The 24,351-nt window shown below is 72.6% G+C and carries 23 protein-coding genes; 12 read left to right on the top strand and 11 right to left on the bottom strand.

The features are described 5' to 3' along the window. Positions 1–6: 6 nt before the first annotated feature. Complete coding sequence (locus FHX73_RS05210; RefSeq protein WP_145903641.1) at positions 7–702, top strand: alkaline shock response membrane anchor protein AmaP; 696 nt, start codon at positions 7–9, stop codon at positions 700–702. A 220-nt stretch (positions 703–922) separates the two neighbouring features. On the opposite strand, the gene FHX73_RS05205 is transcribed toward FHX73_RS05210, so the two are convergent. Both FHX73_RS05205 and FHX73_RS05200 read right to left on the bottom strand, forming a co-directional pair. Then, complete coding sequence (locus FHX73_RS05205) at positions 923–1,684, bottom strand: SDR family oxidoreductase (RefSeq protein ID WP_145903639.1); 762 nt, start codon at positions 1,682–1,684, stop codon at positions 923–925. A 73-nt stretch (positions 1,685–1,757) separates the two neighbouring features. Beyond that, complete coding sequence (locus tag FHX73_RS05200) at positions 1,758–2,771, bottom strand: DEDDh family exonuclease (RefSeq protein WP_145903637.1); 1,014 nt, start codon at positions 2,769–2,771, stop codon at positions 1,758–1,760. 122 nt (positions 2,772–2,893) lie between these two features. Between FHX73_RS05200 and FHX73_RS05195 the strand changes: the two genes are divergently transcribed. The 4 genes from FHX73_RS05195 (at position 2,894) to moaA (ending at position 7,298) form a co-directional block, all read left to right on the top strand. Beyond that, on the top strand, positions 2,894–3,937 hold the full coding sequence (locus tag FHX73_RS05195) for a zinc-dependent alcohol dehydrogenase family protein (protein WP_145903635.1): 1,044 nt from the start codon (positions 2,894–2,896) through the stop codon (positions 3,935–3,937). 261 nt (positions 3,938–4,198) lie between these two features. After that, positions 4,199–4,585: a DUF485 domain-containing protein gene (locus tag FHX73_RS44520; RefSeq protein WP_170304853.1), complete on the top strand. Its 387-nt coding sequence runs from the start codon at positions 4,199–4,201 to the stop codon at positions 4,583–4,585. After that, a complete protein-coding gene (locus FHX73_RS05190) occupies positions 4,582–6,213 on the top strand; it encodes a solute symporter family protein (RefSeq protein WP_170304852.1) in 1,632 nt (543 codons plus the stop codon). Before FHX73_RS44520 ends, FHX73_RS05190 begins: the two co-directional genes overlap by 4 nt. Positions 6,214–6,308: 95 nt before the next feature. Further along, on the top strand, positions 6,309–7,298 hold the full coding sequence (gene moaA / locus FHX73_RS05185) for a GTP 3',8-cyclase MoaA (RefSeq protein WP_145903633.1): 990 nt from the start codon (positions 6,309–6,311) through the stop codon (positions 7,296–7,298). A 50-nt stretch (positions 7,299–7,348) separates the two neighbouring features. Here the strand turns inward: moaA and FHX73_RS05180 are convergent, their stop codons facing one another. The 6 genes from FHX73_RS05180 to FHX73_RS05155 all read right to left on the bottom strand — a co-directional run bounded on the left by FHX73_RS05180 (position 7,349) and on the right by FHX73_RS05155 (position 13,229). Beyond that, positions 7,349–7,597 carry a hypothetical protein gene (locus FHX73_RS05180; RefSeq protein ID WP_145903631.1) on the bottom strand — a complete coding sequence of 83 codons (249 nt, stop codon included), beginning with the start codon at positions 7,595–7,597 and terminating at the stop codon, positions 7,349–7,351. A 344-nt stretch (positions 7,598–7,941) separates the two neighbouring features. Next, the gene (locus tag FHX73_RS05175) at positions 7,942–8,316 is read right to left on the bottom strand and encodes a DUF3099 domain-containing protein (RefSeq protein ID WP_246213357.1); all 375 of its coding nucleotides are present in this window, start codon (positions 8,314–8,316) and stop codon (positions 7,942–7,944) included. A gap of 107 nt (positions 8,317–8,423) precedes the next feature. After that, on the bottom strand, positions 8,424–8,987 hold the full coding sequence (locus FHX73_RS05170) for an RNA 2'-phosphotransferase (RefSeq protein WP_145903626.1): 564 nt from the start codon (positions 8,985–8,987) through the stop codon (positions 8,424–8,426). Positions 8,988–9,000: 13 nt separating this feature from the next. Further along, positions 9,001–10,416: a metallopeptidase TldD-related protein gene (locus FHX73_RS05165; RefSeq protein ID WP_145903625.1), complete on the bottom strand. Its 1,416-nt coding sequence runs from the start codon at positions 10,414–10,416 to the stop codon at positions 9,001–9,003. Next, positions 10,416–11,963 carry a TldD/PmbA family protein gene (locus FHX73_RS05160; protein WP_145903623.1) on the bottom strand — a complete coding sequence of 516 codons (1,548 nt, stop codon included), beginning with the start codon at positions 11,961–11,963 and terminating at the stop codon, positions 10,416–10,418. Before FHX73_RS05160 ends, FHX73_RS05165 begins: the two co-directional genes overlap by 1 nt. Before the next feature lie 129 nt (positions 11,964–12,092). Beyond that, entirely contained in the window at positions 12,093–13,229 is a 1,137-nt protein-coding gene (locus FHX73_RS05155; RefSeq protein WP_145903621.1) for an MBL fold metallo-hydrolase, read from the bottom strand. A 311-nt stretch (positions 13,230–13,540) separates the two neighbouring features. On the opposite strand from FHX73_RS05155, the gene fabG reads away from it, so the two are divergent. Continuing rightward, positions 13,541–14,260 (top strand): 3-oxoacyl-[acyl-carrier-protein] reductase, encoded by a 720-nt coding sequence (fabG, locus tag FHX73_RS05150; protein WP_145903619.1) that lies wholly within the window; start codon positions 13,541–13,543, stop codon positions 14,258–14,260. Positions 14,261–14,265: 5 nt separating this feature from the next. Next, the gene (gene fabI, locus FHX73_RS05145; protein WP_145903617.1) at positions 14,266–15,033 is read left to right on the top strand and encodes an enoyl-ACP reductase FabI; all 768 of its coding nucleotides are present in this window, start codon (positions 14,266–14,268) and stop codon (positions 15,031–15,033) included. Between the two features lie 115 nt (positions 15,034–15,148). Here fabI and FHX73_RS05140 read toward each other — a convergent pair whose 3' ends face one another. Then, on the bottom strand, positions 15,149–15,820 hold the full coding sequence (locus FHX73_RS05140; protein WP_145903616.1) for a FadR/GntR family transcriptional regulator: 672 nt from the start codon (positions 15,818–15,820) through the stop codon (positions 15,149–15,151). Positions 15,821–15,908: 88 nt separating this feature from the next. Here FHX73_RS05140 and FHX73_RS05135 point away from each other — a divergent pair, with 88 nt between their 5' ends. From FHX73_RS05135 to FHX73_RS05130, 3 genes are read left to right on the top strand one after another with little or no spacing between them, the layout of a single operon-like run. Next, a complete protein-coding gene (locus FHX73_RS05135; protein WP_246213356.1) occupies positions 15,909–17,219 on the top strand; it encodes a CynX/NimT family MFS transporter in 1,311 nt (436 codons plus the stop codon). A gap of 47 nt (positions 17,220–17,266) precedes the next feature. After that, positions 17,267–17,389, top strand: a complete 123-nt coding sequence (locus tag FHX73_RS47090; RefSeq protein ID WP_281292646.1) for an SGM_5486 family transporter-associated protein — start codon at positions 17,267–17,269, stop codon at positions 17,387–17,389. Between the two features lie 47 nt (positions 17,390–17,436). Next, entirely contained in the window at positions 17,437–17,967 is a 531-nt protein-coding gene (locus tag FHX73_RS05130) for a SixA phosphatase family protein (RefSeq protein ID WP_145903614.1), read from the top strand. A 7-nt stretch (positions 17,968–17,974) separates the two neighbouring features. On the opposite strand, the gene FHX73_RS05125 is transcribed toward FHX73_RS05130, so the two are convergent. Together FHX73_RS05125 and serB are read right to left on the bottom strand one after the other, a co-directional pair. Further along, a complete protein-coding gene (locus FHX73_RS05125) occupies positions 17,975–18,529 on the bottom strand; it encodes a Uma2 family endonuclease (RefSeq protein WP_145903613.1) in 555 nt (184 codons plus the stop codon). A 69-nt stretch (positions 18,530–18,598) separates the two neighbouring features. Continuing rightward, positions 18,599–19,840: a phosphoserine phosphatase SerB gene (gene serB / locus FHX73_RS05120; RefSeq protein WP_145903612.1), complete on the bottom strand. Its 1,242-nt coding sequence runs from the start codon at positions 19,838–19,840 to the stop codon at positions 18,599–18,601. 257 nt (positions 19,841–20,097) lie between these two features. Here serB and FHX73_RS05115 point away from each other — a divergent pair, with 257 nt between their 5' ends. Both FHX73_RS05115 and FHX73_RS05110 read left to right on the top strand, forming a co-directional pair. Further along, entirely contained in the window at positions 20,098–22,701 is a 2,604-nt protein-coding gene (locus FHX73_RS05115; RefSeq protein ID WP_246213355.1) for an FHA domain-containing protein, read from the top strand. Positions 22,702–22,790: 89 nt separating this feature from the next. Next, a complete protein-coding gene (locus tag FHX73_RS05110) occupies positions 22,791–24,320 on the top strand; it encodes a helix-turn-helix domain-containing protein (RefSeq protein ID WP_145903608.1) in 1,530 nt (509 codons plus the stop codon). The last annotated feature ends 31 nt before the right edge of the window (positions 24,321–24,351 follow it).

Raw genomic sequence — 24,351 nt, 5'->3', positions numbered from 1 at the left:
GATGCGATGGTGAACCGGGTGCTGCTGGCCCTGGTGGGCGCGCTGCTGCTGGTCGGCGCGCTGCTGGTGCTGGCGGGCGGCTTCGACGTCTACCACCACCTCGGGGTGGTGCCGCCGTCCTGGTGGCCGCTGGCCTCGCCGCACCGGGCGGTGCTGAGCGACGCCTCGCGGACCCGCTGGCGGGACCGGGGCTGGTGGTGGCCGGCGGTGGTGGCCGGGCTGGCGGCCGTGGTGCTGCTGGCGCTCGGCTGGCTGGTGGCGCAGTTCCGGCGCGCGACGGTCAAGGAGTTCGACCTGCCGACGGACGGGGCGCCGCCGATGCGGCTGCGGCTGCGCGGCGCCACGCTGGCGGCCGCCGTGCGGGACGCCGCGCTGCACCTGCCGCAGGTCACCGCGGCGCGGACCCGGCTGCTCGGGCGGCACCGGCGGCTGCGGCTGCGGGCGCAGCTGCTGCTGGAGCCCGGGAGCGCGCCGCCGGCCGCTGTGCTGGCCTTCCGGGAGGGTCCGCTCAGCCACGCCTCGGCTGCTCTGGAGGCAGAACTCCCGCTGGAGCTGCGGATCCAGGTCGCCCCGCCGCCGAGCGAGCACCAGGTACGTGAACGCTGGGGCCGTGAACGCTGGGGCCGTGCACATGTGGGCCGTGAACGCCGGGGCCGTGGGCATCGCGGTCGGCGGGCTCGTCGGGTTCCTCGCGTGGAGTGACCGGCATCCGCAGCGTGGCGAGCACCCCCAGCGCGGCCACGCCGATCGCGAGCAGGCCGGCGGCCGCCAGCCAGATCACGCGGCGTCATCCAGGGAGCGCACGGGGGGACCTCCGTTCGACGGTGCCTCGACCATAGCGCCGTGCGTCTGCGACCGATGGCCGCCGCAGGAGGTTCCCCCGTTCGTGGTAACGGTGCGCAGCGGCGCCCGCCGGACCGGGTCAGAGGGCGTGCAGCGCGCCGCCGTCGACCGGGATCATCAGGCCGGTCAGGTAGGAGGCGGCGGGGGAGAGGGCGAAGGCGGCGACCCGGCCGAACTCCTCGGGGGCGCCGTAGCGGCCGAGCGGGATCGCGGCGCTCGCGGCGGCCCGGGCGGCGACCGGGTCCGGGGAGAGCGAGTCGAGCTCGCGGACGCGGTCGGTGTCGATCCGGGAGGGCAGCAGGCCGAGCACCCGGATGCCGCGCGGGCCGAGCTCGTTGGCCAGCGACTTGGCGGCCATCGCCAGGCCCGGGCGCAGGCCGTTGGAGATGCCCAGGCCCGGGATCGGCTCGCGGACCGAGCTGGAGAGCACGAAGGCGATCACGCCGCCCTCGGCGAGCAGCCCGGCGGCGGTGCGGGCGAACCGGACGGCGCCCAGGAACACCGACTCGAAGGCGGCCCGCCAGTCCTCGTCGGCGGCCTTCAGGACCGGGCCGGTGGCGGGGCCGCCGACGCTGATCAGCACCCCGTCGAGGCGGCCGAAGTGCGCGGTGGCGGTGGACAGCACCCGCTCGGCGCCGGCCGGATCGGCGTTGTCGGCCACCAGGCCGAGCGCGTGGTCGGGGCCGCCGAGGGCGGCGACCGCGGCGTCCAGCCGGTCCTGCTGACGGCCGGTCAGCACCACCCGGGCGCCGTCGGTCACCAGCTCGCGGGCGGCGGCCAGGCCGAGGCCGCGGCTGGCGCCGGTGAGTACGTACACCTTGTCCTGCAGTCCGAGATCCATGGGCCCCATCCTGCCGGACCGGAAACCGCAGGTGGAGCAGGGTCGGACGGCGCTGCGGCGCGGGCCCGGCCGGTCAGCGGGCGGCGGCCGGGCCCGGGTGCGGCGCGACGTCGGCGAGCAGCTGCAGGAAGGCGTCCTCGCCGATCACCGGGGTGCCGACCTCGCGGGCCTTGCGGGCCTTGCCGCTCCAGCTGCCCGGCTCGTTGGTGACCAGCAGGCTGGTCAGCCGGCTCACCGAGCTCGCGATGTGCAGGCCGGCCGCGATCGCCCGGTCCTCCAGCAGCTCGCGGTCGGTGGCGGTGTCGCCGGTGATCGCCACCCGCATGCCCTGGACCAGCGGCCCGCCCTCCCGCCAGCGCCCCGGGTTGGGGTAGGGGCAGGCCGGGCGCTTGCGGACCGGGCGGTAGGAGGACGACCAGGAGCCGCGGGCCGGCGCCTCGCCGAGCGGCATGGCCGCCGGGTCCTCGCCCAGGTCGGTGACGGCCACGCAGGTGGTCAGCGGCAGCGGGACCCCGCCGCTCAGCGCCAGCCCGAGGCTGGGCCGGAAGGCCTCGGCCAGCACCCGGGCGTCGTCCAGCGCGTTGTGCGCGTGCAGCTGCCGCACCCCGAAGTACTCGGCCAGGGTGGCGAGCCGGCCGTTGGCCAGCGGCAGGCCGAGGTCGCGGGAGAGCACCATGGTGCAGATCCGCTGTTCCACCGGGGCCCGCAGCCCGGCCCGGGAGAACTCACGGGAGATCATGTTCCAGTCGAAGAGCGCGTTGTGCGCGACCATCACCAGGCCGCGCAGCCGCTCGGCGAGCTCCTCGGCGACCTCCGGGAAGGTCGGCGCGTCGGCCAGCATCGCGCTGGTCAGGCCGTGGATCCAGACCGGGCCGGGATCGCGCTGCGGGTTGACCAGGGTGTACCAGTGGTCGATCTCGTTGCCCTCGGCGTCCAGCCGGTAGAGCCCGATCGAGATCACCCGGTCGGTGCGGCCGAGGCCGGTGGTCTCGACGTCGACCACCGCGTAGCCGGGGGCCTGGGTCTGCCCGGCGGTGGACCCGGCGGTGCGCTGGGTCGGGAAGGCCGTCGGCTGGAGCGGATGCATGGTGCACCAGCTTAAGGGGCGCGGACCGCCGCCCGGCCTTGAGGGGCGACGCCCCCGAGGCAGCGCATAGAGTGACGGAGGGGATTGATCGGGATTAGTCGTACTGCGAAGGAACAGTTGAGATGCGTGCCACAGTGATCCACGGTCCCCAGGACATCCGCATCGAGGAGGTTCCCGACCCCGTCGTCCAGCGGCCGACCGACGCGGTGGTGCGGGTGGTCAACGCCTGCATCTGCGGCAGCGACCTGTGGGCCTACCGCGGGGTCGCGGCCCGGGAGGCCGGCCAGCGGATCGGCCACGAATTCCTCGGCTTCGTCGAGGCGGCCGGCAGCGAGGTGGCCGGCGTCAAGGTCGGCGATCTGGTGGTCGCCCCCTTCGTGTGGTCGGACGGCAGCTGCGAGTACTGCCGGGACGGTTTGCAGACCTCCTGCCCGCACGGTGGTTTCTGGGGCAGCGTGGGGTCGGACGGCGGGCAGGGCGAGGCGGTCCGGGTGCCGTTCGCGGACGGCACGCTGGTGAAGCTGCCGAAGGAGGCGGCGACCGACCAGGCGCTGCTGCCCAGCCTGCTGGCGCTGTCCGACGTGATGGCGACCGGGCACCACGCGGCGGTCTCGGCGCGGGTGCGTCCGGGGGCCACGGTCGCGGTGGTCGGCGACGGCGCGGTGGGCCTGTGCGGGGTGCTGGCGGCGAAGCGGCTGGGCGCGGAGCGGATCATCGCGCTGGGCCGGCACGAGCTGCGCACCTCGATCGCCCGGAAGTTCGGCGCCACCGACGTGGTGGCGGAGCGCGGCGAGGCGGCGATCGAGGCGGTGCGCGAGCTGACGGGCGGTCAGGGAGCGCACGCGGTGCTGGAGGCGGTGGGCACCGAGGAGTCGATGCGCACCGCGATCTCGATCGCCCGGGACGGCGGCGCGGTGGGCTACGTCGGAGTGCCGCACGGCGGCAGCGCGGGCGTGGACATCGGCCAGATGTTCGGCAGAAACGTTTCGCTGGGCGGCGGCGTGGCCCCGGCCCGCGCGTACATTCCGGAGCTGCTCGCGGACGTGCTGAGCGGGCGGATCGAGCCGGGCCTGGTCTTCGACCGCACCGTCGGTCTGGACGGGGTGCCGGACGGTTACCAGGCGATGGACGACCGTTCGGCCTTGAAGGTGCGGATCGAGTTCTGACCCGATTTCCCGAAGGGGTCGGAAAAGGCGGTAGATAATACCGTCACCCAATCCAACGACCCATCAACTCCCTGCTGAGGGCGGTGCCGGATAACGGTGCCGCCCTCAGTTCTTTTCGGAAACAGGGGGTGCGGACCCGCCGCATTTCGGCCAGATTGACGGTGCATCAGTGTGAAGAGTGGGCTGAACGTGTCTCAACCCGGTTCGTGAACAGGGAATCGCTCCTAGCATGCATCGGAACGCGCACGAAGGAGAGATGGATTGGACCTCCCCCCGCAACCCGGAACCCCGCCGGACGGCACCCTCACCGAGACCGTCCCGCCGCAGGGCCACCGGATCGACCAGGACCCGCAGTTCCGCACCCTGCGCCGGACCTTCCGCGGCTCCGCCTTCCCGGTGACCGTCGCCTTCCTCCTCTGGTACCTGCTCTACGTGCTGCTCTCCGGCTACGCGCCCGGCCTGATGGGCGCCAAGGTGATCGGCAACCTCAACGTCGCACTGCTGCTCGGCCTCTCGCAGTTCGCCAGCACCTTCGCGATCGCCGCCTGGTACGCCCGGTTCGCGGGGCGCCGGCTCGACCCCCGGGCCGAGGAGCTGCGCCGCCGGTACGCGCGGAGCGCCGTCGTCACCAGCGGGGAGGGCGCGTGAGCCGCACGCACACCGCCGCCCTGCTGGCGGCCGGCCCGGCCGGTGCCCACCGCGGCCTGACCGTCGCGCTGTTCGCCGGCTTCGTGCTGGTCACCCTGGGCATCACGCTCTGGGCCGGCCGGCAGACCAGGACCGCCGCCGACTTCTACGCCGGCGGCCGCGGCTTCACCGGCCTGCAGAACGGCCTGGCGATCTCCGGGGACTACATGTCCGCCGCCTCCTTCCTCGGGATCGCCGGCGCGATCGCGCTCTCCGGCTACGACGGCTTCCTCTACTCGATCGGCTTCCTGGTGGCCTGGCTGGTCGCCCTGCTGCTGATCGCCGAACCCCTGCGCAACTCCGGCCGCTACACCATGGCCGACGTGCTGGCCTTCCGGATGCGCGAGCGGCCGGTGCGCACCGCGGCCGGGATCTCCACCCTCGTCGTCTCGGTCTTCTACCTGCTGGCCCAGATGGTCGGGGCCGGCTCGCTGGTCGCGCTGCTGCTCGGCATCGAGGGCGACGCGGCCAAGCGCTGGACCGTGGTCGCCGTCGGCGCGCTGATGGTGCTCTACGTCACGGTCGGCGGGATGAAGGGCACCACCTGGGTGCAGATCGTCAAGGCGGTGCTGCTGATCCTCGGCGCCGCGCTGATGACCGTGCTGGTGCTGGCCCGGTACGGGTTCGACCCGTCCGCCCTGCTGGGCGCCGCCGCGCACGCCAGCGGCAAGGGCGCCGCCTTCCTGCAGCCCGGCCTGAAGTACGGCGCCAGTCCGACCAGCAAGCTGGACTTCCTCAGCCTGGCCGTCGCCCTGGTGCTCGGCACCGCCGGCCTGCCGCACGTGCTGGTCCGCTTCTACACGGTGCCCACCGCGAAGGTGGCCCGGACCTCGGTGTTCTGGGCGATCGGGATCATCGGGGCCTTCTACCTGATGACCCTGGCGCTGGGCTTCGGCGCCGCCGCGCTGGTCGGGCCGCGGACCGTCAAGGCCTCCAACGCGGCCGGCAACACCGCCGCGCCGCTGCTCGCCCAGGAGCTCGGCGGCGGTCCCGGCACCACCGGCGGGGCGGTCCTGCTGGCGGTGATCTCGGCGGTGGCCTTCGCCACCATCCTGGCCGTGGTGGCCGGCCTCACCCTGACCTCCTCCGCCTCCTTCGCCCACGACCTCTACGCCAACGTGATCCGGCGCGGCCGGGCCACCGAGCGCGAGGAGGTGCGCTCGGCGAAGTGGGCGGCGGTGGCGGTCGGCGCGGTCTCGATCGGCCTGAGCCTGTCCGCGGACAAGCTGAACACCGCGGCCCTGGTGGCGCTGGCCTTCGCGGTGGCCGCCTCGGCCAACCTGCCGACCCTGCTCTACTCGCTCTACTGGAAGCGGTTCACCACGGCCGGCGCGGTCTGCTCGGTGTACGCGGGACTGGTCAGTTCGGTGCTGCTGGTGCTCCTCTCGCCGGTCGGCTCCGGCACTGCGACCTCGCTCTTCCCGCACGCCGACTTCCAGGTGTTCCCGCTGGAGAACCCGGGCCTGGTGTCGATCCCGATCGGCTTCCTGGCCGGCTGGCTGGGCACCGTGCTCTCCCGCCGGCCCGCCGACCCGGCGAAGTACGCTGAACTGGAGGTCCGTTCCCTCACCGGGATCGGGGCGCACTGAGCCGAGCCGGAGGCCGAAGATCCCGCTGGTCTAAGCTGGCGCCCGGTCCACCCGGTGGTGGGCCGGGCGCCGCTCGCGACTGGAAGGTGTGCACCGTGCTCCTCGACACCTTCGGCCGGCAGGCCGTGGACCTGCGGGTCTCGCTGACCGACCGGTGCAACCTGCGCTGCACCTACTGCATGCCGGAACAGGGCCTGCAGTGGCTGGCCAAGCCGACCCTGCTGACCGACGAGGAGATCGTCCGGCTGGTCGGGCTGGCGGTGCGCGAGCTGGGCGTGCGCGAGGTGCGGTTCACCGGCGGGGAGCCGCTGCTGCGGCCCGGGCTGGTGTCGATCGTGGCCGCCTGCGCCGAGCTGCGGCCGCGCCCCGAACTCTCGCTCACCACCAACGGGGTGGGGCTCACCCGGGTCGCCGCGGCGCTGCAGGCGGCCGGCCTGGACCGGGTGAACGTCTCGCTGGACACCCTGGACGAGGACACCTTCCACACCCTGACCCGCCGCCAGCGCCACCGGGACGTGCTGGCCGGCCTGGCCGCGGCGGAGGCCGCCGGGCTCACCCCCGTGAAGGTCAACAGCGTGCTGATGCGCGGGGTCAACGACCACGAGGCCGCCGACCTGCTGGCCTGGAGCCTGGAGCACGGCTACCAGCTGCGGTTCATCGAGCAGATGCCGCTGGACGCCCAGCACGGCTGGGACCGGGCCGGCATGATCACCGCCGAGGAGATCCTGGCCCGGCTCGGCGAGCGGTTCGCGCTGACTCCCGAGCCCTCCGCCGACCGGGGCGCCGCGCCGGCCGAGCGGTGGCTGGTGGACGGCGGCCCGACCACCGTGGGCGTGATCGCCTCGGTCACCCGGCCGTTCTGCCGGGCCTGCGACCGGACCCGGCTGACCGCCGACGGCCAGGTGCGCAACTGCCTGTTCGCCACCGGGGAGACCGACCTGCGCACCGCGCTGCGCTCCGGGGCGGACGACGCGGAGCTGGCCGCGCTCTGGCGGGCCGCGATGTGGGGCAAGAAGGCCGGGGCCGGGATCGACGCCCCCGACTTCCACCAGCCGGACCGGCCGATGTCGGCGATCGGCGGCTGAGGCAGCGGGCTGGGACGGCCGGGGAGGGACGGTTGACGGGCCGTCAGGCCTCAGGCCTCGTCGGTCCAGTCGGCCAGCGGCACGGTGTCGCGCAGGAAGCCGCGGACGCCGAGGAACTGGCTCAGCTGCTCGCGGTGCTCCTCGCAGGCCAGCCAGGTCTTGCGGCGCTCGGGGGTGTGCAGCTTCGGGTTGTTCCAGGCCAGAACCCACTCGGCGGCGGACCGGCAGCCCTTGGCGGAGCACTTCGGAGGGCCCTGCGGACCCTCGGCCGAGTCGGTGCCGAAGAAGTCGATGCTCATGATCGGAGAGTCTCTCACCCGGCTGCGGGCGTGACGACGCCGGGCGGCCACGGGGGGAGCCGCCCGGCGTCGGTCTGTCGCTCCGACGGGGGATGCGGAACGCGTACGCAGTATGTCACGAAAGGGTGGGGCATTGGCTAGGCCTGACAAGATTTATTTGAGGTTCCCCTGAGGTTGACGGCCGTCAAAGGCCCATGAAAAAGGGCGAATCGGGCATAGATTGCCTTGAGGCTCAAGTCTGCGGCCCGAGCCGCCCGTATACGGAGAGTAGTGGTGACGGCCTGTCAGGTCACTGCCAGAAATAGTGGCAGGTCGACGGGCCGCCCGGCCGGGGCCCGCTCGGCTCAGGCCTGCTCGGCGTCGGCCGCCGCGGCAGCCGGGCCGCCCTGCGCACCCGCGCCACCCGCGCCACCCGTGCCTCCCGGGCCGAGCATCAGCGGGGTGGTCGGCGGCACGTCGAAGGTGCTCGGCAGGCCCGGCGCCCGCTCCCGGCCGGCGTTGGCGATGATCACCGCGAAGTACGGCAGCAGCACCCCGCCGGCCAGCGCGGCGAAGGCCAGGTAGCGCTGGACGTCCCAGAGCACCACGGCCAGCAGCACGCACAGCGTGCGGATCAACATCGAGATGACGTAGCGGCGCTGACGGCCGCGGACGTCCTCGCTCAGGCCGGTCCGGGCGCCCGTGATCCGGAAGACCTCGCGGTCCCCGCTCCTGCTCATCTGCACTTCCGCCTTCACTGCGTACCCGCACGGCTCCGATTCCGCCCGGTTCATCCCCACGGTACGCCGCGCCGGGCGGCCCGGGCAGACCGGGGCCGAAGGTCCTTTCAGTCGTTGCGGCCCGCTGCCGCCGGGCTCAGGAAGCCCGGCGGCACCGCCCCGGTCAGCCACACCCCGTTGGCGCTGCGGCGGAACTCGTGGCCCAGCCGGGCGAGTCCGGCCGCGTCCACCCGGAGCACCACCGGACTGCCGTGCCGGGAGCCGACCCGGCGTGCGCTCTCCGGGTCGGCGGACAGGTGCACGTCCTGACGGTTCATCGGGCGCAGCCCCTCGCGCATGATCGCCGGCACGGTGCGCCGTGCCGTGCCGTGGTAGAGCACGGCGGGCGGCGGTACCGGGGCCAGCCCGAGGTCCACCTCGACGGTGTGCCCCTGGCTGGCCCGGATCCGGGCGCCGTCCGGGCTGAACGCGAAGCGCTTCTTGTCGTTGGTCGCGACCAGCTGGTCGAGCTGCTCCCGGGTGAGCCGGGTGCCGGCCCGGGCGAGGGCGGCGAGCAGGGTGTCCACCGGCACCCAGCCGCCCTCGTCCAGGCTGATCCCGAGGGAGTCGGGATCGTGGCGCAGGGTTCGGGCGATCAGCTTGGAGGTCTTGGTCAGTCGTTTCTCGTCCAATCCGGACTCTCGGTCAGGAGGCCTGGCTCACCGAGCTCATGTTGAAGCCGGACACCCGCACCGGGGGCATCGCGGCCCGGCTGAACCAGTCGCCCCATTCGCGGGGCAGGCAGCGTTCGGTGCGGCCGACTTCGGTGATCCGGGAGAGCAGGTCCACGGGTGATTCGTTGAAGCGGAAGTTGTTGACCTCGCCGACCACTTGGCCGTTCTCGACCAGGTAGACGCCGTCCCGGGTGAGGCCGGTGAGGAGCAGGGTGGCCGGGTCGACCTCGCGGATGTACCAGATGCAGGTGAGCAGCAGCGCCCGCTCGGTGTCCGCGACCATCTGGGCCAGCGTGGGTGCGGCGGACTGGTCGGCGGTCTCCAGCACCAGGTTGTCGCCGAGCGGCCGCACCGGCAGTCCGGTCAGCCCGGCCGAGTGCCGGGTGGTGGCCAGGGTGCTGAGTTCGCCGTCGCGCAGCCAGTCGGTGCGGCCGATCGGCAGGCCGTTGTCGAAGGCCGAGTAGTCGCTGCCGGAGGCGTGCGCGAGGACGAACGGCGCGCACTCCAGGCCGGGTTCGGCCGGGTCGGAGCGCAGGGTCAGCGGCAGCGGGCTGAGCTTCTCGCCGAGCCGGGTGCCGCCGCCGGGGCGGCTGAAGACGGTCCGGCCCTCGACCGCGTCCCGGCCGCTGGTGGTCCAGGCCAGGTAGATCATCAGGTCGGCGAGCGCGGAGGGCGGCAGCAGGGTCTCGTAGCGGCCGGCCGGCAGCTCGATCTTCCGCTTGCCCCAGGCGAGGCGCTCGTCCAGCCGGGTCTGCAGGGCGGGCACGTCGACGTCGGCGAAGTCGCGGGTGCTCTCGCCCAGCCAGGCCGAGGAGTTGTCCGACTTCGCGTTGAACTCCACCGTGCCGGTGGGTTGGTCGTGCCGCAGCCGCAGGCCGGTGGAGCTGCCCAGGTAGGTGGAGGTCACGCTGTGCTGGGCGAAGCCGTAGAGCGCCTGGCCGCTCGCCTTGGCCCGGGCGAAGGCGAGGCCCAGCTGCGGGGCGAAGGAGTCGAAGACGGCGATCGAGGTCTGCGCGGGCTCGGCGGTGAAGTCGGACGACGCCGGGCCGCCCGGCAGCAGCGGCTGGGCGTCCTCGGCCGGGCCGGCCGCGCGGGCGGCGGCCTCGGCGGCCCGGACCAGCTCGGCCAGGTCCTCGGCGGTGGCGGCCTCGCGGGAGAGCACGCCGGAGGCGGTGCCCTCGGAGCCGTCCACGGTGGAGACCACGGTCACCCGGCGGCCCCGGGTGACGCCGTTGGTGGTCAGCGCGCCGCCCGGCTGGTTCTCCAGGGCGGCCCAGCGCAGGTTGGCCGAGCTCTCCTCGTCCACCAGCACCAGGCAGCCGTCGGCCGTGGACAGCTCCAGGGCCCGCTCGACCAGCTGGTCCGGGGAGTTCTTCCGATTGGTCATCAGCGACCAGCCTCCTGCTGCGTGTTGAGCACGTTGACCTGCCGGAAGAGCGCGGAGGGGCAGCCGTGGCTGACCGCGGCGATCTGGCCCGGCTGGGCCTTGCCGCAGGTGAAGGCGCCGCCCAGCAGGTAGGTGCCGGGGCCGCCGACCGCGGTCATCGAGCCCCAGAAGTCGGTGGTGGTGGCCTGGTAGGCGAAGTCCCGGACCTGGCCGGCCAGTCGGCCGCCCTTGATCGCGTAGGCCCGCTGGCCGGTGAACTGGAAGTTGTAGCGCTGAGTGTCGATCGACCACGAACGGTCGCCGACGATGTAGAGCCCGTTCTCCACCCCGGCGAACAGCCCCTCGGTGTCCGGGCCGTCCACGGCCGGCTGGAGCGAGACGTTGGCCATCCGCTGCACCGGCACCCGGGCGGGCGAGTCGGCGAAGGCGCAGCCGTTGGACCGGCCCAGGCCCTTCAGCCGGGCCATCCGGCGGTCCAGCTGGTACCCCGTCAGCACGCCGTCCCGGACCAGGTCCCAGGACTGGGCGGCCACGCCCTCGTCGTCGTAGCCGATGGTGGCCAGGCCGTGGTCGGCGGTCCGGTCGCCGGTGACGTTCATCAGCTCGGAGCCGAACCGCAGTGCGCCGAGCTGGTCGAAGGTGGCGAAGGTGGTGCCCGCGTAGGCGGCCTCGTAGCCGAGCGCGCGGTCCAGCTCGGTGGCGTGGCCGACCGACTCGTGGATGGTCAGCCAGAGGTTGGTCGGGTCGATCACCAGGTCGTAGCGGCCGGGCTCGACGCTCGGCGCCTTGACCTTCTCGGCCAGGTACTCGGGGATCCGGGAGAGCTCCTCGGTCCAGTCCCAGCCGGTGCCCAGCAGGTACTCCCAGCCCCGGCCGGCCGGCGGGGCCACCGTGCTCATGCTCTCGAAGCCGCCGGTGCGGGAGTCCACCGAGACCGCCTCCAGCTGCGGGTACAGCCGGACCCGCTGCTGGGTGGTCACCGTGCCGGCCGTGTCGGCGTAGAACTTGTTCTCCTGCACCGTCAGCAGCGAGGCGGTGACGTGCGACACGCCGTCGGCCGCCAGCAGCGCGGCGCTCCAGTCGGCCAGCAGCCCGCTCTTCTCGGCGTCCGGCACGTCGAACGGGTTGATCCGGTACGCCGAGACCCAGACCGCGTCCCGGTGCACCGGCTCGGCGGCCAGCTCCACCCGGTCACCGCCGGCCGCCGCGCCCACCCGGGCGGACAGCCGGGCCACCGCCACCGCCTGCTCGGCCACCTCGGCGGCGGCCTGCTCGGTCAGGCCCACGCCCGCGGCGAAGCCCCAGGCACCGTCCACCACCACCCGCACCGCGAAGCCGAGCTGCACGCGGTCGGAACTGCCGGCCAGCCGGGCGTCACGCAGCCGCCAGGAGGCGCTGCGGACGCGCTCCAGGCGGAAGTCGGCGTGCTCGGCGCCCAGTCGCCGGGCCCGGTCCAGCGCCGCGTCGGCCAGCCGGTGCATCGGCAGCGCGAGGAAGACCGGGTCGACGGCGTGGGCGGGCGGGGCGCTGCTCGGTGTCGGCGGCATCGGACTCCCAGGGGTGAGGGCGCGGTGTCGGGCCGGAACCGGTCCGACACCGCATCATGTCCTGTCCGGGGCGGGCAGGGCCAGGAGATATGGCGCGCGTCGACGGGGTGTCAGTTGCCTGATGGCGCGTCAGGCCAGCCCGGTCCACCAGGAGTCCAGCTCCGGCGGCGCGTCCAGGTCGATCCGCTGGCCCGGGCGCGGCACCGCCACCGGCACGTCGTGCGCCTTGGCCTCGGTGAGCAGCCGCTCGACCGGCTCGGCCCACGGGTGCAGCCCCAGGTTGAAGGTGCACCAGTGCACCGGCAGCAGCAGGCCGCCGCCCAGCTCCCGGTGGGCCAGCACGGCGTCCTCCGGGGTCATGTGGATGTCGGCCCAGCCGGCGTCGTAGGCGCCGATCTGCACCAGCGCGGCGTCGAACGGGCCGTGCTGGGCGCCGATCGCGGCGTAGCCCTCGAAGTAGCCGGAGTCGCCGGTGTAGAACACCCGGCGGTTCGGGCCGGCCACCACCCAGGAGCCCCAGAGGGTGGAGTTGCGCCGGAACGAGCGGCCGGAGAAGTGGTGCGCGGCGGTCAGCGTCAGGTGCAGGTCGCCCAGCGTGCAGGTCTCGTCCCAGTCCAGCTCGATGATCCGGTGCTCCGGCACGCCCCAGCGGCGCAGGTGGCCGCCGATGCCCAGCGGCACGGCGAACGGGGCGGACTGGCTGTGCACCAGGCGCTTGACCGTCTCCATGTCCAGGTGGTCGTAGTGGTCGTGCGAGATCAGCACCACGTCCACCGGTGGCAGCGCGGCCAGCGGCACCGGTGCGGGGTGCAGCCGGCGCGGGCCCACCCGGGACAGCGGCGAGCAGCGCTCGCTCCAGATCGGGTCGAGCAGCACCCGGCTGCCCTCGATCTCCACCAGCGCGCTCGCGTGCCCGAACCAGGTGACCGCGACGCCCTCGGCGGCGGTGGCCGGCGGCAGCTCGCGGACCAGTGGGACCGGGCGCACCGGGGTGCGGCCGTTCTTCTCGAAGACCGCCCGGCGCAGCGAGTCCGGCACCGAGCGGCCCGGCTCGGACCGCCGGACCAGCTCGGAGGGTGCGTTGTGGAAGGTGCCGTCCGCGTACTGCGGGGAATTGCGGATCCGCTCGTCCCGGCCGTCCGGGTTGCGGCCGAAGGACCCGGGCAGGCCGCGCAGCGCCCAGGCCGCGGCGCCCAGTCCGGCGGCCAGTGCGGTCAGGGTGAGCAGCCGGCCCCGGCGTGTGGTCCGGGGGAGTGCCTCGCTCATCGGGATGTCGCCCTTACTGGAGAGTTCTCGGCGTCGGTCGCGGCCCGGAGCCGGAGGGGAGGCTGCGGCGCCGTGCCGTGGGTGCAAACGGGCACCCGGGCCGGAGCGTTCCCGTCCGTACGGAGTCCGGGTTCACGACCGCCGATTGTCGGAAGACGACAGTTAACCCGTTGCGGCCCTGTCGAGGGTCGATTCGTCGGGGCGCGGAATCGACCGATAGCGTCACGGTGCGTACGTTCTCCCCAGCCGGGGGGACCAACCGGGACCACCCGTGCAGCGACACGGTCGTCCCTCCAGGGAGAGGTGGATCTGTGAGCCGGTCGGTTCTGGTCACCGGAGGCAACCGGGGCATCGGCCTCGCCATCGCCCAGGCGTTCGCCGAGGCGGGAGACAAGGTCGCGATCACCAGCCGCTCCGGCGAGGTGCCCGAGGCCCTGGCCAAGTACGACGTGCTGGCGGTTCGCTGCGACATCAACGACGGCGCCCAGGTGGACGCCGCCTTCACCGAGATCGAGGCGCAGCACGGCGCGCCCGAGATCGTGGTGGCCAACGCCGGCATCACCAAGGACACCCTGATGCTCCGGATGACCGAGGCCGACTTCTCCTCGGTGATCGACACCAACCTCACCGGCACCTTCCGGGTGGTCAAGCGGGCCTCGGGCAAGATGCTGCGGGCCCGCAAGGGCCGGATCGTGCTGATCTCCTCGGTGGTCGGCCTGACGGGCTCGCCCGGCCAGGCGAACTACTCGGCCTCCAAGGCCGGCCTGGTCGGGTTCGCCCGCTCGCTGGCCCGCGAGTTCGGTCCGCGCAACATCACCGTCAACGTGGTCTCCCCGGGCTTCGTGGACACGGACATGACCGCGGTGCTCAGCGAGGAGCGCCGCAAGGAGATCGTCTCGGGTGTGCCGCTCGGCCGTTACGCCGCGCCCGCCGAGGTCGCCTCCACCGTGCGGTTCCTCGCCTCCGACGAGGCCGCGTACATCACTGGTGCCGTCATTCCCGTGGACGGCGGATTGGGCATGGGTCACTGAGCAACATGAGCGGAATCCTTGAGGGCAAGAAGATCCTGGTCACCGGTGTGCTGATGGAGTCCTCCATCGCATTCCACACCGCCAAGCTGGCCCAGGAGCAGGGCGCCGAGCTCATCCTGACCGCCTTCCCCCGGCCCAGCCTGACCGAGCGGATCGCCAAGAAGCTGCCGGCCCCGGTCAAGGTGCTGGAGCTGGACGTCACCAACACCGAGCACCTGGCCGGCCTGGCCGACCAGGTCCGCGAGGAGCTCGGCAGCCTGGACGGCGTCGTGCACTCGATCGGGTTCGCGCCGCAGGACGCGCTGGGCGGCAACTTCCTGAACACCCCGTGGGAGTCGGTCGCCACCGCGATGCACGTCTCGGCGTACTCGCTGAAGGCGCTCACCATGGCCTGCCTGCCGCTGATGCAGGAGGGCGGCTCGGTGGTCGGCCTGACCTTCGACGCCCAGTACGCCTGGCCGCAGTACGACTGGATGGGCCCGGCCAAGGCCGCGCTGGAGGCCACCTCCCGCTACCTGGCCCGCGACCTGGGCAAGCAGAACATCCGCTGCAACATGATCTCGGCCGGCCCGCTCAAGTCGATGGCGGCCAAGTCGATCCCCGGCTTCGAGGTGCTGGCCGACAGCTGGAACGCGCGCTCCCCGCTGCACTGGGACGTGACCGACATGGAGCCGGCCGGCCGCGGTGTGGTCGCGCTGCTCTCGGACTGGTTCCCGATGACCACCGGCGAGATCATCCACGTGGACGGCGGCCTGCACGCGATCGGCGCCTGACACCCCGTACGAAACGCCTCGGCCCCGCACACCGTCAGGTGCGCGGGGCCGAGGCGTTCGCACGGGCGGGGCCGGCCGGGTCGTCAGTCGGACAGGCCGTCAGTCGGACGGGCCGTCAGTCGGCCGGTGCGCAGTTGCGGATCACCGAGGACGCCTCCCGGGACGCCTCCTCGCCGTCCTGGCGCTGGATCGCGTCCAGGATCCGGTCGTGGCCGACGTACCGCTCCGGGGAGAGCACCGGGCCGACGTCCTGGCGCAGCTGGTCCCGGGTCACCTCGCCGAGGTCGGCGTAGAGCGCGGCCAGCACGTCGTTGTGGGCGGCGGCCACCACCGCCTGGTGGAAGGCGGCGTCGGCCTGCACGAAGACCTCCGGGTCGCCGCCGAACCAGGCCTCCTCGCGGCGGGCCAGCGCCGTCTCCAGCAGCACCAGGTCGCGCTCGGTGCGGCGCCCGGCGGCCAGCGCGGCGGCCGAGGCCTCCAGCAGCGAGCGCAGCTCGGCGACCTGGCTCGGCTCGGCGTCGCTGAACCGGCGGTGCATCACGCCGGCCAGCTCGCTGGTGGCCAGCACGTAGGTGCCGGAGCCCTGCCGGATGTCCAGCAGGCCGTTGTGGGCCAGCGCCCGGACCGCCTCGCGGACCGTGTTCCGGGCCACCCCGAGCTGCTCGACCAGGGCCGCCTCGGTGGGGATCCGGGAGCCGACCGGCCACTCGCCCGAGGTGATCTGGGCCCGCAGCTGGGCGATCACCTGGTCGGCCAGCGGGGTGCGCCGCGGCGAGGACAGCGTCATGGGTCTCCTTGATGCTCGGTCAGGGCAACCACCATCTTGCCTCCGAATCGTGCTGGCAAATTCATCCCATCATTCTATGATGTCGTCCATGTCCACGGCCGAGAAGACCACCAAGCACTCCGACGACGCCGGTGACCCCGGCGAGACCGCCGGCACCGCCGAACCCGCCGGCACCGCCGATCGCCCTGGGGCCCGACTGCTCGGCCCGCTGCTCGCGGTCGCCGTCGCACTGGCCGCCCTCAACCTGCGACCCGTCGTCACCAGCCTCGGGCCGCTGCTCTCCCGGGTCCGCGGCGACCTGCACATGAGCGCCGCCGTGGCCGGCGCGCTGACCGCCGTGCCCTCGGTCTGCTTCGGGCTCTTCGGCTTCGCCTCGCCCGTGCTGGCCCGGCGGTTCGGGCCCACCGTGGTGGTCACCGCGGGCATGGGCGCGATCACGGCCGGCGTGGCGGCCCGCTCCTTCGCCGGCTCCACCGCCGTCTTCCTGGTGCTGACCGCCGTCGCGCTGGCCGGGGTGGCGGTCTCCAACGTGCTGATCCCGGTGGTGATCAAGCGTTACTTCCCGCAGCGGGTCGGCCCGATGATCGGCCTCTACTCGATGGCGCTCTCGCTCGGCACCTCGCTCGCCGCCGCCACCACCGTGCCGCTGACCGGCGCGCTCGGCGGCAGCTGGCGGGTCGGGCTCGGCCTCTGGGCGGTGCTCGCCGCGCTGGCACTGCTGGTCTGGGTGGTCACCGTGGCGCTGCGGCGGGACGGCCGGGGCTCAGCGGCCGGTGCCGGTGGGGCTGGTGCGGCTGGTCCGGCTTCGGGGGAGCGGCTGGCGATCGCCCGCAGCCGCACCGCCTGGGCGATGGCCGGCTTCTTCGGCTGCCAGGCCACCGGCGCCTACGCCACCATGGGCTGGATCTCGCAGATCTACCAGGACGCCGGGGTCAGCGCCTCGACCTCCGGAGTGCTGCTGGCGGTGGTCATGGCGATCAGCGTGCCGGTCTCCTTCGTGCTGCCCAACCTGGCCGCCCGGCGCGGCGACCAGCGGCTCTTCGTGGTCGTGCTGGCGGCCTGCGGCGTGGCCGGCTACCTCGGCCTGGCGCTGGCCCCGGCCGGCGGGGCCTGGCTCTGGGCGCTGCTGGTGGGCCTGTCCAACTGCGCCTTCCCGCTCACCCTGACGATGATCGGCCTGCGGGCCCGGTCGGCCGGCGGGGTGGCCCAGCTGTCCGCCTTCGCCCAGGGCGTCGGCTACCTGATCTCCATCCCCGGCCCGATCCTGGTCGGCACCCTCTACGAGAGCACCGGGGGCTGGTACCTGCCGCTCGCCTTCATGGGCGCGCTGCTGGTGCCGCAGGTGCTGATCGGCCTGCGGGCCGCCCGCAACCGGTTCGTGGAGGACGAGGCCGGCTGACCGGACCCCGGTGCGGGGCGAGTCGGAAAGGGTGCGAAACTCTCCCCATGCCCGTTCTCGAACCCAACCCGCCGGACAGCCACCGCAAGCTGCTGGGGATCCTCGGCATCTTCCTCGGCGTGGTCGTCGTGGTCTCGATCATCGCCACCGTCGCCCAGTCGATGGGTTGATCCCGGAGAGCTGAGCCCGGCGCGGGGTTTTCTGCCAAGCTGACCCCATGACCGAGCACGCCGCGCCCCGCAGGATCATCGTTCTCCGCCATGCCAAGGCCGACTGGCCGCAGGTGGACGACCACGAGCGCCCGCTCGCCGAGCGCGGTCGGGCCGAGGCGCCGGTCGCGGGGCAGTGGCTGGCCGACTCGGGGATCAACCCGGAGTACGTGCTCTGCTCCACCTCGGTGCGCACCCGGGAGACCTGGAAGCTGGCCGCCCACGAGCTGCCCAAGCGGCAGCGCCGCACGGTCTTCGAGAAGCGGATCTACGACGCCACCGCGGGCGAGATCATCGAGGTGCTCAAGGAGACCCCCGGCGACGTCGCCGACCTCCTCCTGGTCGGCCACAACCCCGGCGTGCAGAACCTGGTCGAGGTGCTGGCCGGCGACGAGTCCCTGGGCGACGAGCTCAACCAGCTGCGCCAGCGCGGCTTCCCGACCGCGGGCATCGCGGTGCTCACCTTCGACGGCGCGTGGGACGGCGTGGAGCCGGGCGTGGGCCGACTGGTGTCGTACTACGTGCCGTCGGTGGACTGACGGGCGGTCAGGGAGTGGTGAGGTCCACCTCGACCGGGAACGGCGCGGTGGCCTTCACCCTCCCCGTGAAGACCTCGGTGGCGCGGTAGGCGCCGGTGCCGGGGTCGAGCTCGTAGGTGAAGACTTCGGGCTCCGGATCGGTCGCCCGCTCGACCCGCCAGTAGTGGCGGATGCCGGCCTGGGCGTACTGGACAGGCTTGGTGACGCGGTCGGTGGTCTCGGAGCCGGGGGAAACCACCTCGACGACGAGCAGGACGTGTTCGGGGCGGCACGGCATGATGTCGATCGTGTCCGCTCGGTAGACGACGGTGTCGGGGCATCGGTTGTTGAGCGGAACGTCCTGGAGCCGGAGGTCGAAGCGACCGTCGGCGTACCACTGCGGGGTTGACGCTGCTTCAAGGGCAGTGGCTATACGGCGGGCGAGTCGGTTGTGGCGTGCGGTGGGGCGGGCGGACAGGTGCACCATCCCGTCCACGATCTCGATCTCCCGGCACACCTCCTCGGACCAGGAGTCGTACTCGGCCGCGGTGATCTGCTCGCGCATCCAGTCGGGGACCGCCATCTCCAAGGTGCCACCTCCGGGACGACCGTAGCGCGTGCCGGACCGAGGGGTCCGGCACGCGTGCGCGGTTCACTCGTGGGGGGTGCCGTGCAGGTCGTCGGCGGCCTCGACCTCTTCGCGGGTGATGCCGAGGAGGTAGAGGACGGTGTCCAGGAAGGGGACGTTGACGGCGGTGTCGGCGGCCTCGCGGACCACCGGCTTGGCGTTGAAGGCGACGCCGAGGCCGGCTGCGTTGAGCATGTCGAGGTCGTTGGCGCCGTCGCCGATCGCCACGGTCTGGGCCAGCGGGACCCGGGCCTGCTCGGCGAAGCGGGTGAGCCAGCGGGCCTTGCCGGCCCGGTCGACGATCTCGCCGGTGACCCGGCCGGTGAACTTGCCGTCCACCGTCTCCAGGGTGTTGGCGGCGGCGAAGTCCAGGCCCAGCAGCTCGACCAGGTAGTCGGTGACCTGGGTGAAGCCGCCGGAGACGATGCCCACCTGGTAGCCGAGCCGCTGCAGGGTGCGGATCAGGGTGCGGGCGCCCGGGGTGAGGCGGACCTCGGTGCGGACCTTGTCCACCACCGAGGCGTCCAGGCCCGCGAGCAGCGCCACCCGGGCGTGCAGCGACTCGGCGAAGTCCAGCTCGCCGCGCATCGCCGCCGCCGTCACCTCGGCCACCTCGGCCTCGCAGCCCGCGTGGGCCGCGAACAGCTCGATCACCTCGTCCTGGATCAGCGTGGAGTCGACGTCCATCACGACCAGGCGCTTGGCGCGGCGCTCCAGACCGGCCGAGACCACGGCGATGTCGACCCGCTGGACCGCCGCCTCGCGGGCCAGCAGGGCGCGCAGCTCCTCGGTGGGGACGCCGGAGACGGCCAGCTCGACGGCGGTGACCGGGTACTTGGCGAGCCGGAAGACCCGGTCGATGTTGCCGCCGGCCTCGGTGATCCGGGAGGCGAGCGCCGCCACGGCCGCCGCGGTCAGCGGGCTGCCGAGCACGGTGACGTGCGAGCGGCCCTCGGCGCGCGGGCGGTTGTCGCCGGTGCCGGAGATGATCTCGGCCTGGAGCTTGTGCTCCTCGGCCCACCGGTGCACCGTCACCCGCAGCGCGCCCTCGACGGCCTGGTCGCCGCCGGCCGGCGGGGTGACCAGGGCGCACAGCGTTATCCGGCCACGGGTGACCAGCTGCTCGAAGTCGATCACGTCGACGCCGAACTCGGCCAGGATGGTGAAGAGTCCGGTGGTGAGGCCGGGACGGTCCTTGCCGAAGACCTTGACCAGCAGGGTGCGCCCGTCGTCGGCGGTCCGGGGCTGCGTGGGTGTGGTGTCCATGGTGCGGCCAACGCTACCGGGCGCACGGCTGGGCGCCGGGGTCCGTCCGGCCCGTGGACGTGCACCGTTCACCTCGGTGGCGTCCCGCGTCACCGGCTCGCGGTGAGAACGTTGCCGCCAGGTCACAGTCGACGGGGGTGACTTTTCGGCCTCCGGTGCGAGCTGGAATGATTACCCCCCGTCAGACGCGATATTCCTCACTCCCCGAAACCGACGGGGAAGCCATCGGGGGACCGAGAGAGCGGGGCAGGCGGACAGTGCCGCAACTCGTACTTGAGATCAACGGACAGCACCGGACACTGGAACCCGGGAGGTCCTACACCATCGGCCGGGACCCGCAGGCGGACTTCCCGTTCGACGACGCCAGGGTCTCCTGGCGGCACGCCACCATCTCGTTCAACGGCGCCGCATGGCAGCTGGAGGACCACGGCAGCACCAACGGCACCTGGGTCGGCGGCGGTCGCACCCTGAACGCCCAGCTGCTCCCGGGGACGGTGCTCAACCTGGGCAACGCCGAGAACGGGCCGCGGCTCGCCTTCTCGGCGCCCGCGCCGGTGGCGCAGCCGGTGGGGCAGCCGTACCCGCCGCAGGCCAACCAGCAGCAGTACGCGCAGCAGCAGTACGGCCAGCAGCAGTACGCCCAGCCGGTGGCCCAGCCGCCGGTGCACGAGGCGGAGACGCACCGGCACGCCACCCCGCAGGCGCCGCAGTACGGCGTGCCGGCCCAGCAGGGCTACCAGCAGCCGCAGCAGCAGGCGCAGGCCCAGGGCGCGCCGCAGCAGCCGTACCAGCCCGTCCACCAGGACTTCGGCCACGGCGTGGGCGGCGGCTCGGTCGGCTACCTCAGCGAGCGCAACCCCACGATGATCCGGAACCTGACGGCCGCGATGCGGATCGTCCGGATCGGTCGCGCGCTGGACAACGACGTCGTCGTCTCCGACCTGCAGGTCTCCCGGCACCACGCCGAGCTGCGCCAGCTCGCCGACGGGCGCTACGAGATCGTCGACCTGGGCTCGCACAACGGGATCTACGTCAACGGCCAGCCGGTGCAGCGTCAGCTGCTCGGCCCGCAGGACCGGCTGACCGTCGGTCACTCCTCCTTCCAGCTGGTCGGCGACCAGCTCCAGGAGTTCATCGACAACGGCCCGGTCTCCTTCGCCGCGCACCACCTGACCGTCGAGGTCGAGCACAAGGGCGGCAAGAAGGTCCTGCTCAACGACGTCAGCTTCGGCGTGCCGGAGAAGTCGCTGATCGCGGTGATCGGCCCGTCCGGCTCCGGCAAGTCCACCCTGCTGCGCGCGCTCACCGGCTACCGCCCGGCCGACCGCGGCGAGGTGCTCTACGACGGCCGCAACCTCTACAAGCAGTTCGCCGAGCTGCGCCAGCGGATCGGCCTGGTGCCGCAGTCGGAGATCCTGCACAAGGAGCTGACGGTCCGCACCGGCCTCAAGTACGCGGCCCAGCTGCGCTTCCCCGGTGACACCGAGCCGGCCGAGCGCGCCCGCCGGATCGACGAGGTGCTCTACGAGCTGCGCCTGGATAAGCGCGCCGAGAACCGGATCACCGCGCTCTCCGGCGGTCAGCAGAAGCGCGTCTCGGTCGCCCTGGAGCTGCTCACCAAGCCCTCGCTGATCTTCCTGGACGAGCCCACCTCGGGCCTGGACCCGGGCATGGACCGCGAGGTCATGCAGATGCTGCGCGGCCTGGCCGACGACGGCCGCACGATCCTGGTGGTCACCCACTCGGTGGCCGAACTGGCGATCTGTGACCGGTTGCTGGTGATGGCGCCGGGCGGTTCGGTGGCCTACTTCGGCCCGCCGGACGAGGCGCTGCACTTCTTCGGCTACGAGACCTGGGCGGACGTCTTCCAGGCCTTCGAGAACTACCCGGACCACGACTGGGCCGGCCGCTACAAGAGCTCGGTGCACTACCAGCAGTACTCGGCCGACGTGGACCAGGTGCAGGTGCAGCACACGCCGGTCAACCAGCAGCCGGTGCTGCCGCCCAAGCCGCAGAGCTGGGGCTCGCAGCTGTGGACGCTGATCCGCCGCTACCTGTCGGTGATCGCCTCCGACAAGGGCTTCATGGCGCTGTCGGTGCTGCTGCCGCTGGTGCTCGGCGTGGTCTCCACGGTGGTCCCGGCCACCTACGGCCTGGCGCCCAACCCGCTGCACGGCTCCAACAACGCGGCCGGCACCATCATGCTGGTGCTGGCGATCGGGGCCTGCTTCTCCGGGGCGGCCAACTCGGTCCGCGAGCTGATCAAGGAACGGGCGATCTACGAACGGGAACGGGCCACCGGGTTGTCCCGGAGCGCGTACCTGATGTCGAAGATCATCGTGCTCGGCTTCGTCAGCGTGCTGCAGGGCGCGATCATCGCGGGGGTCGGCTTCTCCACCCGCAAGCTGCCCACCTCGGGCCTGATCTTCTCCGGCACGCCGGCCATCGAGATGGCGATCGGCATCATCCTGCTCTCCTTCGCCTCGATGATGTTCGGCCTGGTGATCTCGGCCCTGGTGAAGACCGCCGAGAAGACCATGCCACTGCTGGTGATGTTCGCGATCATCCAGGTGGTCTTCACCGGCTGCCTCTTCGAGCTCTTCAACAAGGCCGGGCTGGCCCAGCTCGCCTGGCTGATGCCGGCCCGCTGGGGCGTCGCCGTGGTCGGCACCACGCTGGACCTCGGCCACATGATGATCCTCGACCCCGCGCACCCGACCGACCATGACGGCCTGTGGGCGCACAGCGCCCTGCAGTGGTCCGTCGACGCGGGCATGCTCGTGGTGCTCTCGGTCGCGATGGCCTTCCTGGTCCAGCGGCTGCTGCGCCGGCACGAGCCGGAGGTCATGCAGAAGGGCTGATGCCAGGTCATCACCCCACCTGCGGGCGGTATCCCTCGAACGGGGGTGCCGCCCGCAGGCGTATCTCATGGATGAGATAAGGTCTGCGCATGGCAGATGACTACCTCTCGCGCATCGGCAAGCTCATCCGGGACGCCCGAAAGCACCGTGGCTGGACGCAGGCCGAGCTGGGCGCCGCTCTGGGGACCAGTCAGAGTGCGGTCAACCGGATCGAGAACGGCGGGCAGAACATCAGCCTTGAGATGATCGCCCGCATCTCCGAGGCGCTGGACAGCGAGATCGTCTCGCTCGGCTACGGCGGCCCGATGCACCTGCGGGTGGTCGGCGGCCGCCGGCTCTCCGGCAGCATCGACGTCAAGACCAGCAAGAACGCCTGCGTCGCGCTGCTCTGCGCCTCGCTGCTCACCACCGGCCGCACCACGCTGCGCCGGGTGGCCCGGATCGAGGAGGTCTACCGCCTGCTGGAGGTGCTCAACAGCATCGGCGTGAAGACCCGTTGGACCAACGACGGCGCCGACCTGGAGATCACCCCGCCGGCCGAGCTGGACCTGGCAGCGATGGACCAGGCGGCGGCCCGCCGCACCCGCTCGGTGCTGATGTTCCTCGGCCCGCTGATGCACCGGGTGGACCGGTTCAAGCTGCCCTACGCCGGCGGTTGCGACCTCGGCACCCGCACCGTCGAGCCGCACATGGCCGCGCTGCGCCGGTTCGGCCTGGAGGTGACCGCGACCACCGGGCTCTACCACGCCGAGGTGGACCGCACCGTCAGCCCCGACCGCCCGATCGTGCTGACCGAGCGCGGCGACACCGTGACCGAGAACGCGCTGCTGGCCGCCGCCCGGCACGACGGCGTGACGGTGATCCGCAACGCCAGCCCCAACTACATGGTCCAGGACCTCTGTTTCTTCCTGGAGAAGCTGGGCGTGCGGATCGACGGCATCGGCACCACCACGCTGACCGTGCACGGCGTCGCCGAGATCAGCTGCGACGTGGACTACGCGCCCAGCGAGGACCCGGTGGAGGCGATGAGCCTGCTGGCCGCCGCCGTGGTCACCTCCTCGGAGCTGACGGTGCGCCGGGCGCCGGTCGAGTTCCTGGAGATCGAGCTCGCGGTGCTGGAGGAGATGGGCCTGGACTACGACCGGAGCGCGGAGTACTTCGCCGACAACGGCCGCACCCGGCTGGTGGACCTGACGGTGCGTCCGTCCAAGCTGAGCTCGCCGATCGACAAGATCCACCCGATGCCGTTCCCCGGCATCAACATCGACAACGTGCCGTTCTTCGCGGCCATCGCGGCCACCGCGCAGGGCTCCACGCTGATCCACGACTGGGTCTACGACAACCGGGCGATCTACCTGACCGAGCTGACCCGGCTGGGCGCCAGCGTGCAGCTGATGGACCCGCACCGGGTGCTGGTGGAGGGGCCGACCCGCTGGCGGGCGGCCGAGATGATGTGCCCGCCGGCGCTGCGGCCGGCCGTGGTGGTGCTGCTGGCGATGCTGGCCACCGAGGGCACCTCGGTGCTGCGCAACGTGTACGTGATCAACCGCGGCTACGAGGACCTGGCGGACCGGCTGAACTCGATCGGCGCGCAGATCGAGACCTTCCGCGACATCTGACGGCTGCTCAGCACACGCCTGCGCCGGAGGT

The sequence above is a fragment of the Kitasatospora viridis genome (assembly GCF_007829815.1).
Classification (GTDB): domain Bacteria; phylum Actinomycetota; class Actinomycetes; order Streptomycetales; family Streptomycetaceae; genus Kitasatospora; species Kitasatospora viridis.
The sequence above is the reverse complement of the archived record's forward strand: the minus strand, read 5'-3'. Positions and strand labels throughout refer to the sequence as shown.

Bases quoted from the DNA above. Each gene is read 5' to 3' on its own strand.
- FHX73_RS05210 (WP_145903641.1), top strand. From the start codon at position 7: ATGGTGAACCGGGTGCTGCTGGCCCTGGTGGGCGCGCTGCTGCTGGTC.
- FHX73_RS05205 (WP_145903639.1), bottom strand. From the start codon at position 1,684: ATGGATCTCGGACTGCAGGACAAGGTGTACGTACTCACCGGCGCCAGC.
- FHX73_RS05200 (WP_145903637.1), bottom strand. From the start codon at position 2,771: ATGCATCCGCTCCAGCCGACGGCCTTCCCGACCCAGCGCACCGCCGGG.
- FHX73_RS05195 (WP_145903635.1), top strand. From the start codon at position 2,894: ATGCGTGCCACAGTGATCCACGGTCCCCAGGACATCCGCATCGAGGAG.
- FHX73_RS05180 (WP_145903631.1), bottom strand. From the start codon at position 7,597: ATGAGCATCGACTTCTTCGGCACCGACTCGGCCGAGGGTCCGCAGGGC.
- FHX73_RS05175 (WP_246213357.1), bottom strand. From the start codon at position 8,316: ATGAGCAGGAGCGGGGACCGCGAGGTCTTCCGGATCACGGGCGCCCGG.
- FHX73_RS05165 (WP_145903625.1), bottom strand. From the start codon at position 10,416: ATGACCAATCGGAAGAACTCCCCGGACCAGCTGGTCGAGCGGGCCCTG.
- FHX73_RS05160 (WP_145903623.1), bottom strand. From the start codon at position 11,963: ATGCCGCCGACACCGAGCAGCGCCCCGCCCGCCCACGCCGTCGACCCG.
- FHX73_RS05155 (WP_145903621.1), bottom strand. From the start codon at position 13,229: ATGAGCGAGGCACTCCCCCGGACCACACGCCGGGGCCGGCTGCTCACC.
- fabI (WP_145903617.1), top strand. From the start codon at position 14,266: ATGAGCGGAATCCTTGAGGGCAAGAAGATCCTGGTCACCGGTGTGCTG.
- FHX73_RS05140 (WP_145903616.1), bottom strand. From the start codon at position 15,820: ATGACGCTGTCCTCGCCGCGGCGCACCCCGCTGGCCGACCAGGTGATC.
- FHX73_RS05135 (WP_246213356.1), top strand. From the start codon at position 15,909: ATGTCCACGGCCGAGAAGACCACCAAGCACTCCGACGACGCCGGTGAC.
- FHX73_RS47090 (WP_281292646.1), top strand. From the start codon at position 17,267: ATGCCCGTTCTCGAACCCAACCCGCCGGACAGCCACCGCAAGCTGCTG.
- FHX73_RS05130 (WP_145903614.1), top strand. From the start codon at position 17,437: ATGACCGAGCACGCCGCGCCCCGCAGGATCATCGTTCTCCGCCATGCC.
- FHX73_RS05125 (WP_145903613.1), bottom strand. From the start codon at position 18,529: ATGGCGGTCCCCGACTGGATGCGCGAGCAGATCACCGCGGCCGAGTAC.
- serB (WP_145903612.1), bottom strand. From the start codon at position 19,840: ATGGACACCACACCCACGCAGCCCCGGACCGCCGACGACGGGCGCACC.
- FHX73_RS05110 (WP_145903608.1), top strand. From the start codon at position 22,791: ATGGCAGATGACTACCTCTCGCGCATCGGCAAGCTCATCCGGGACGCC.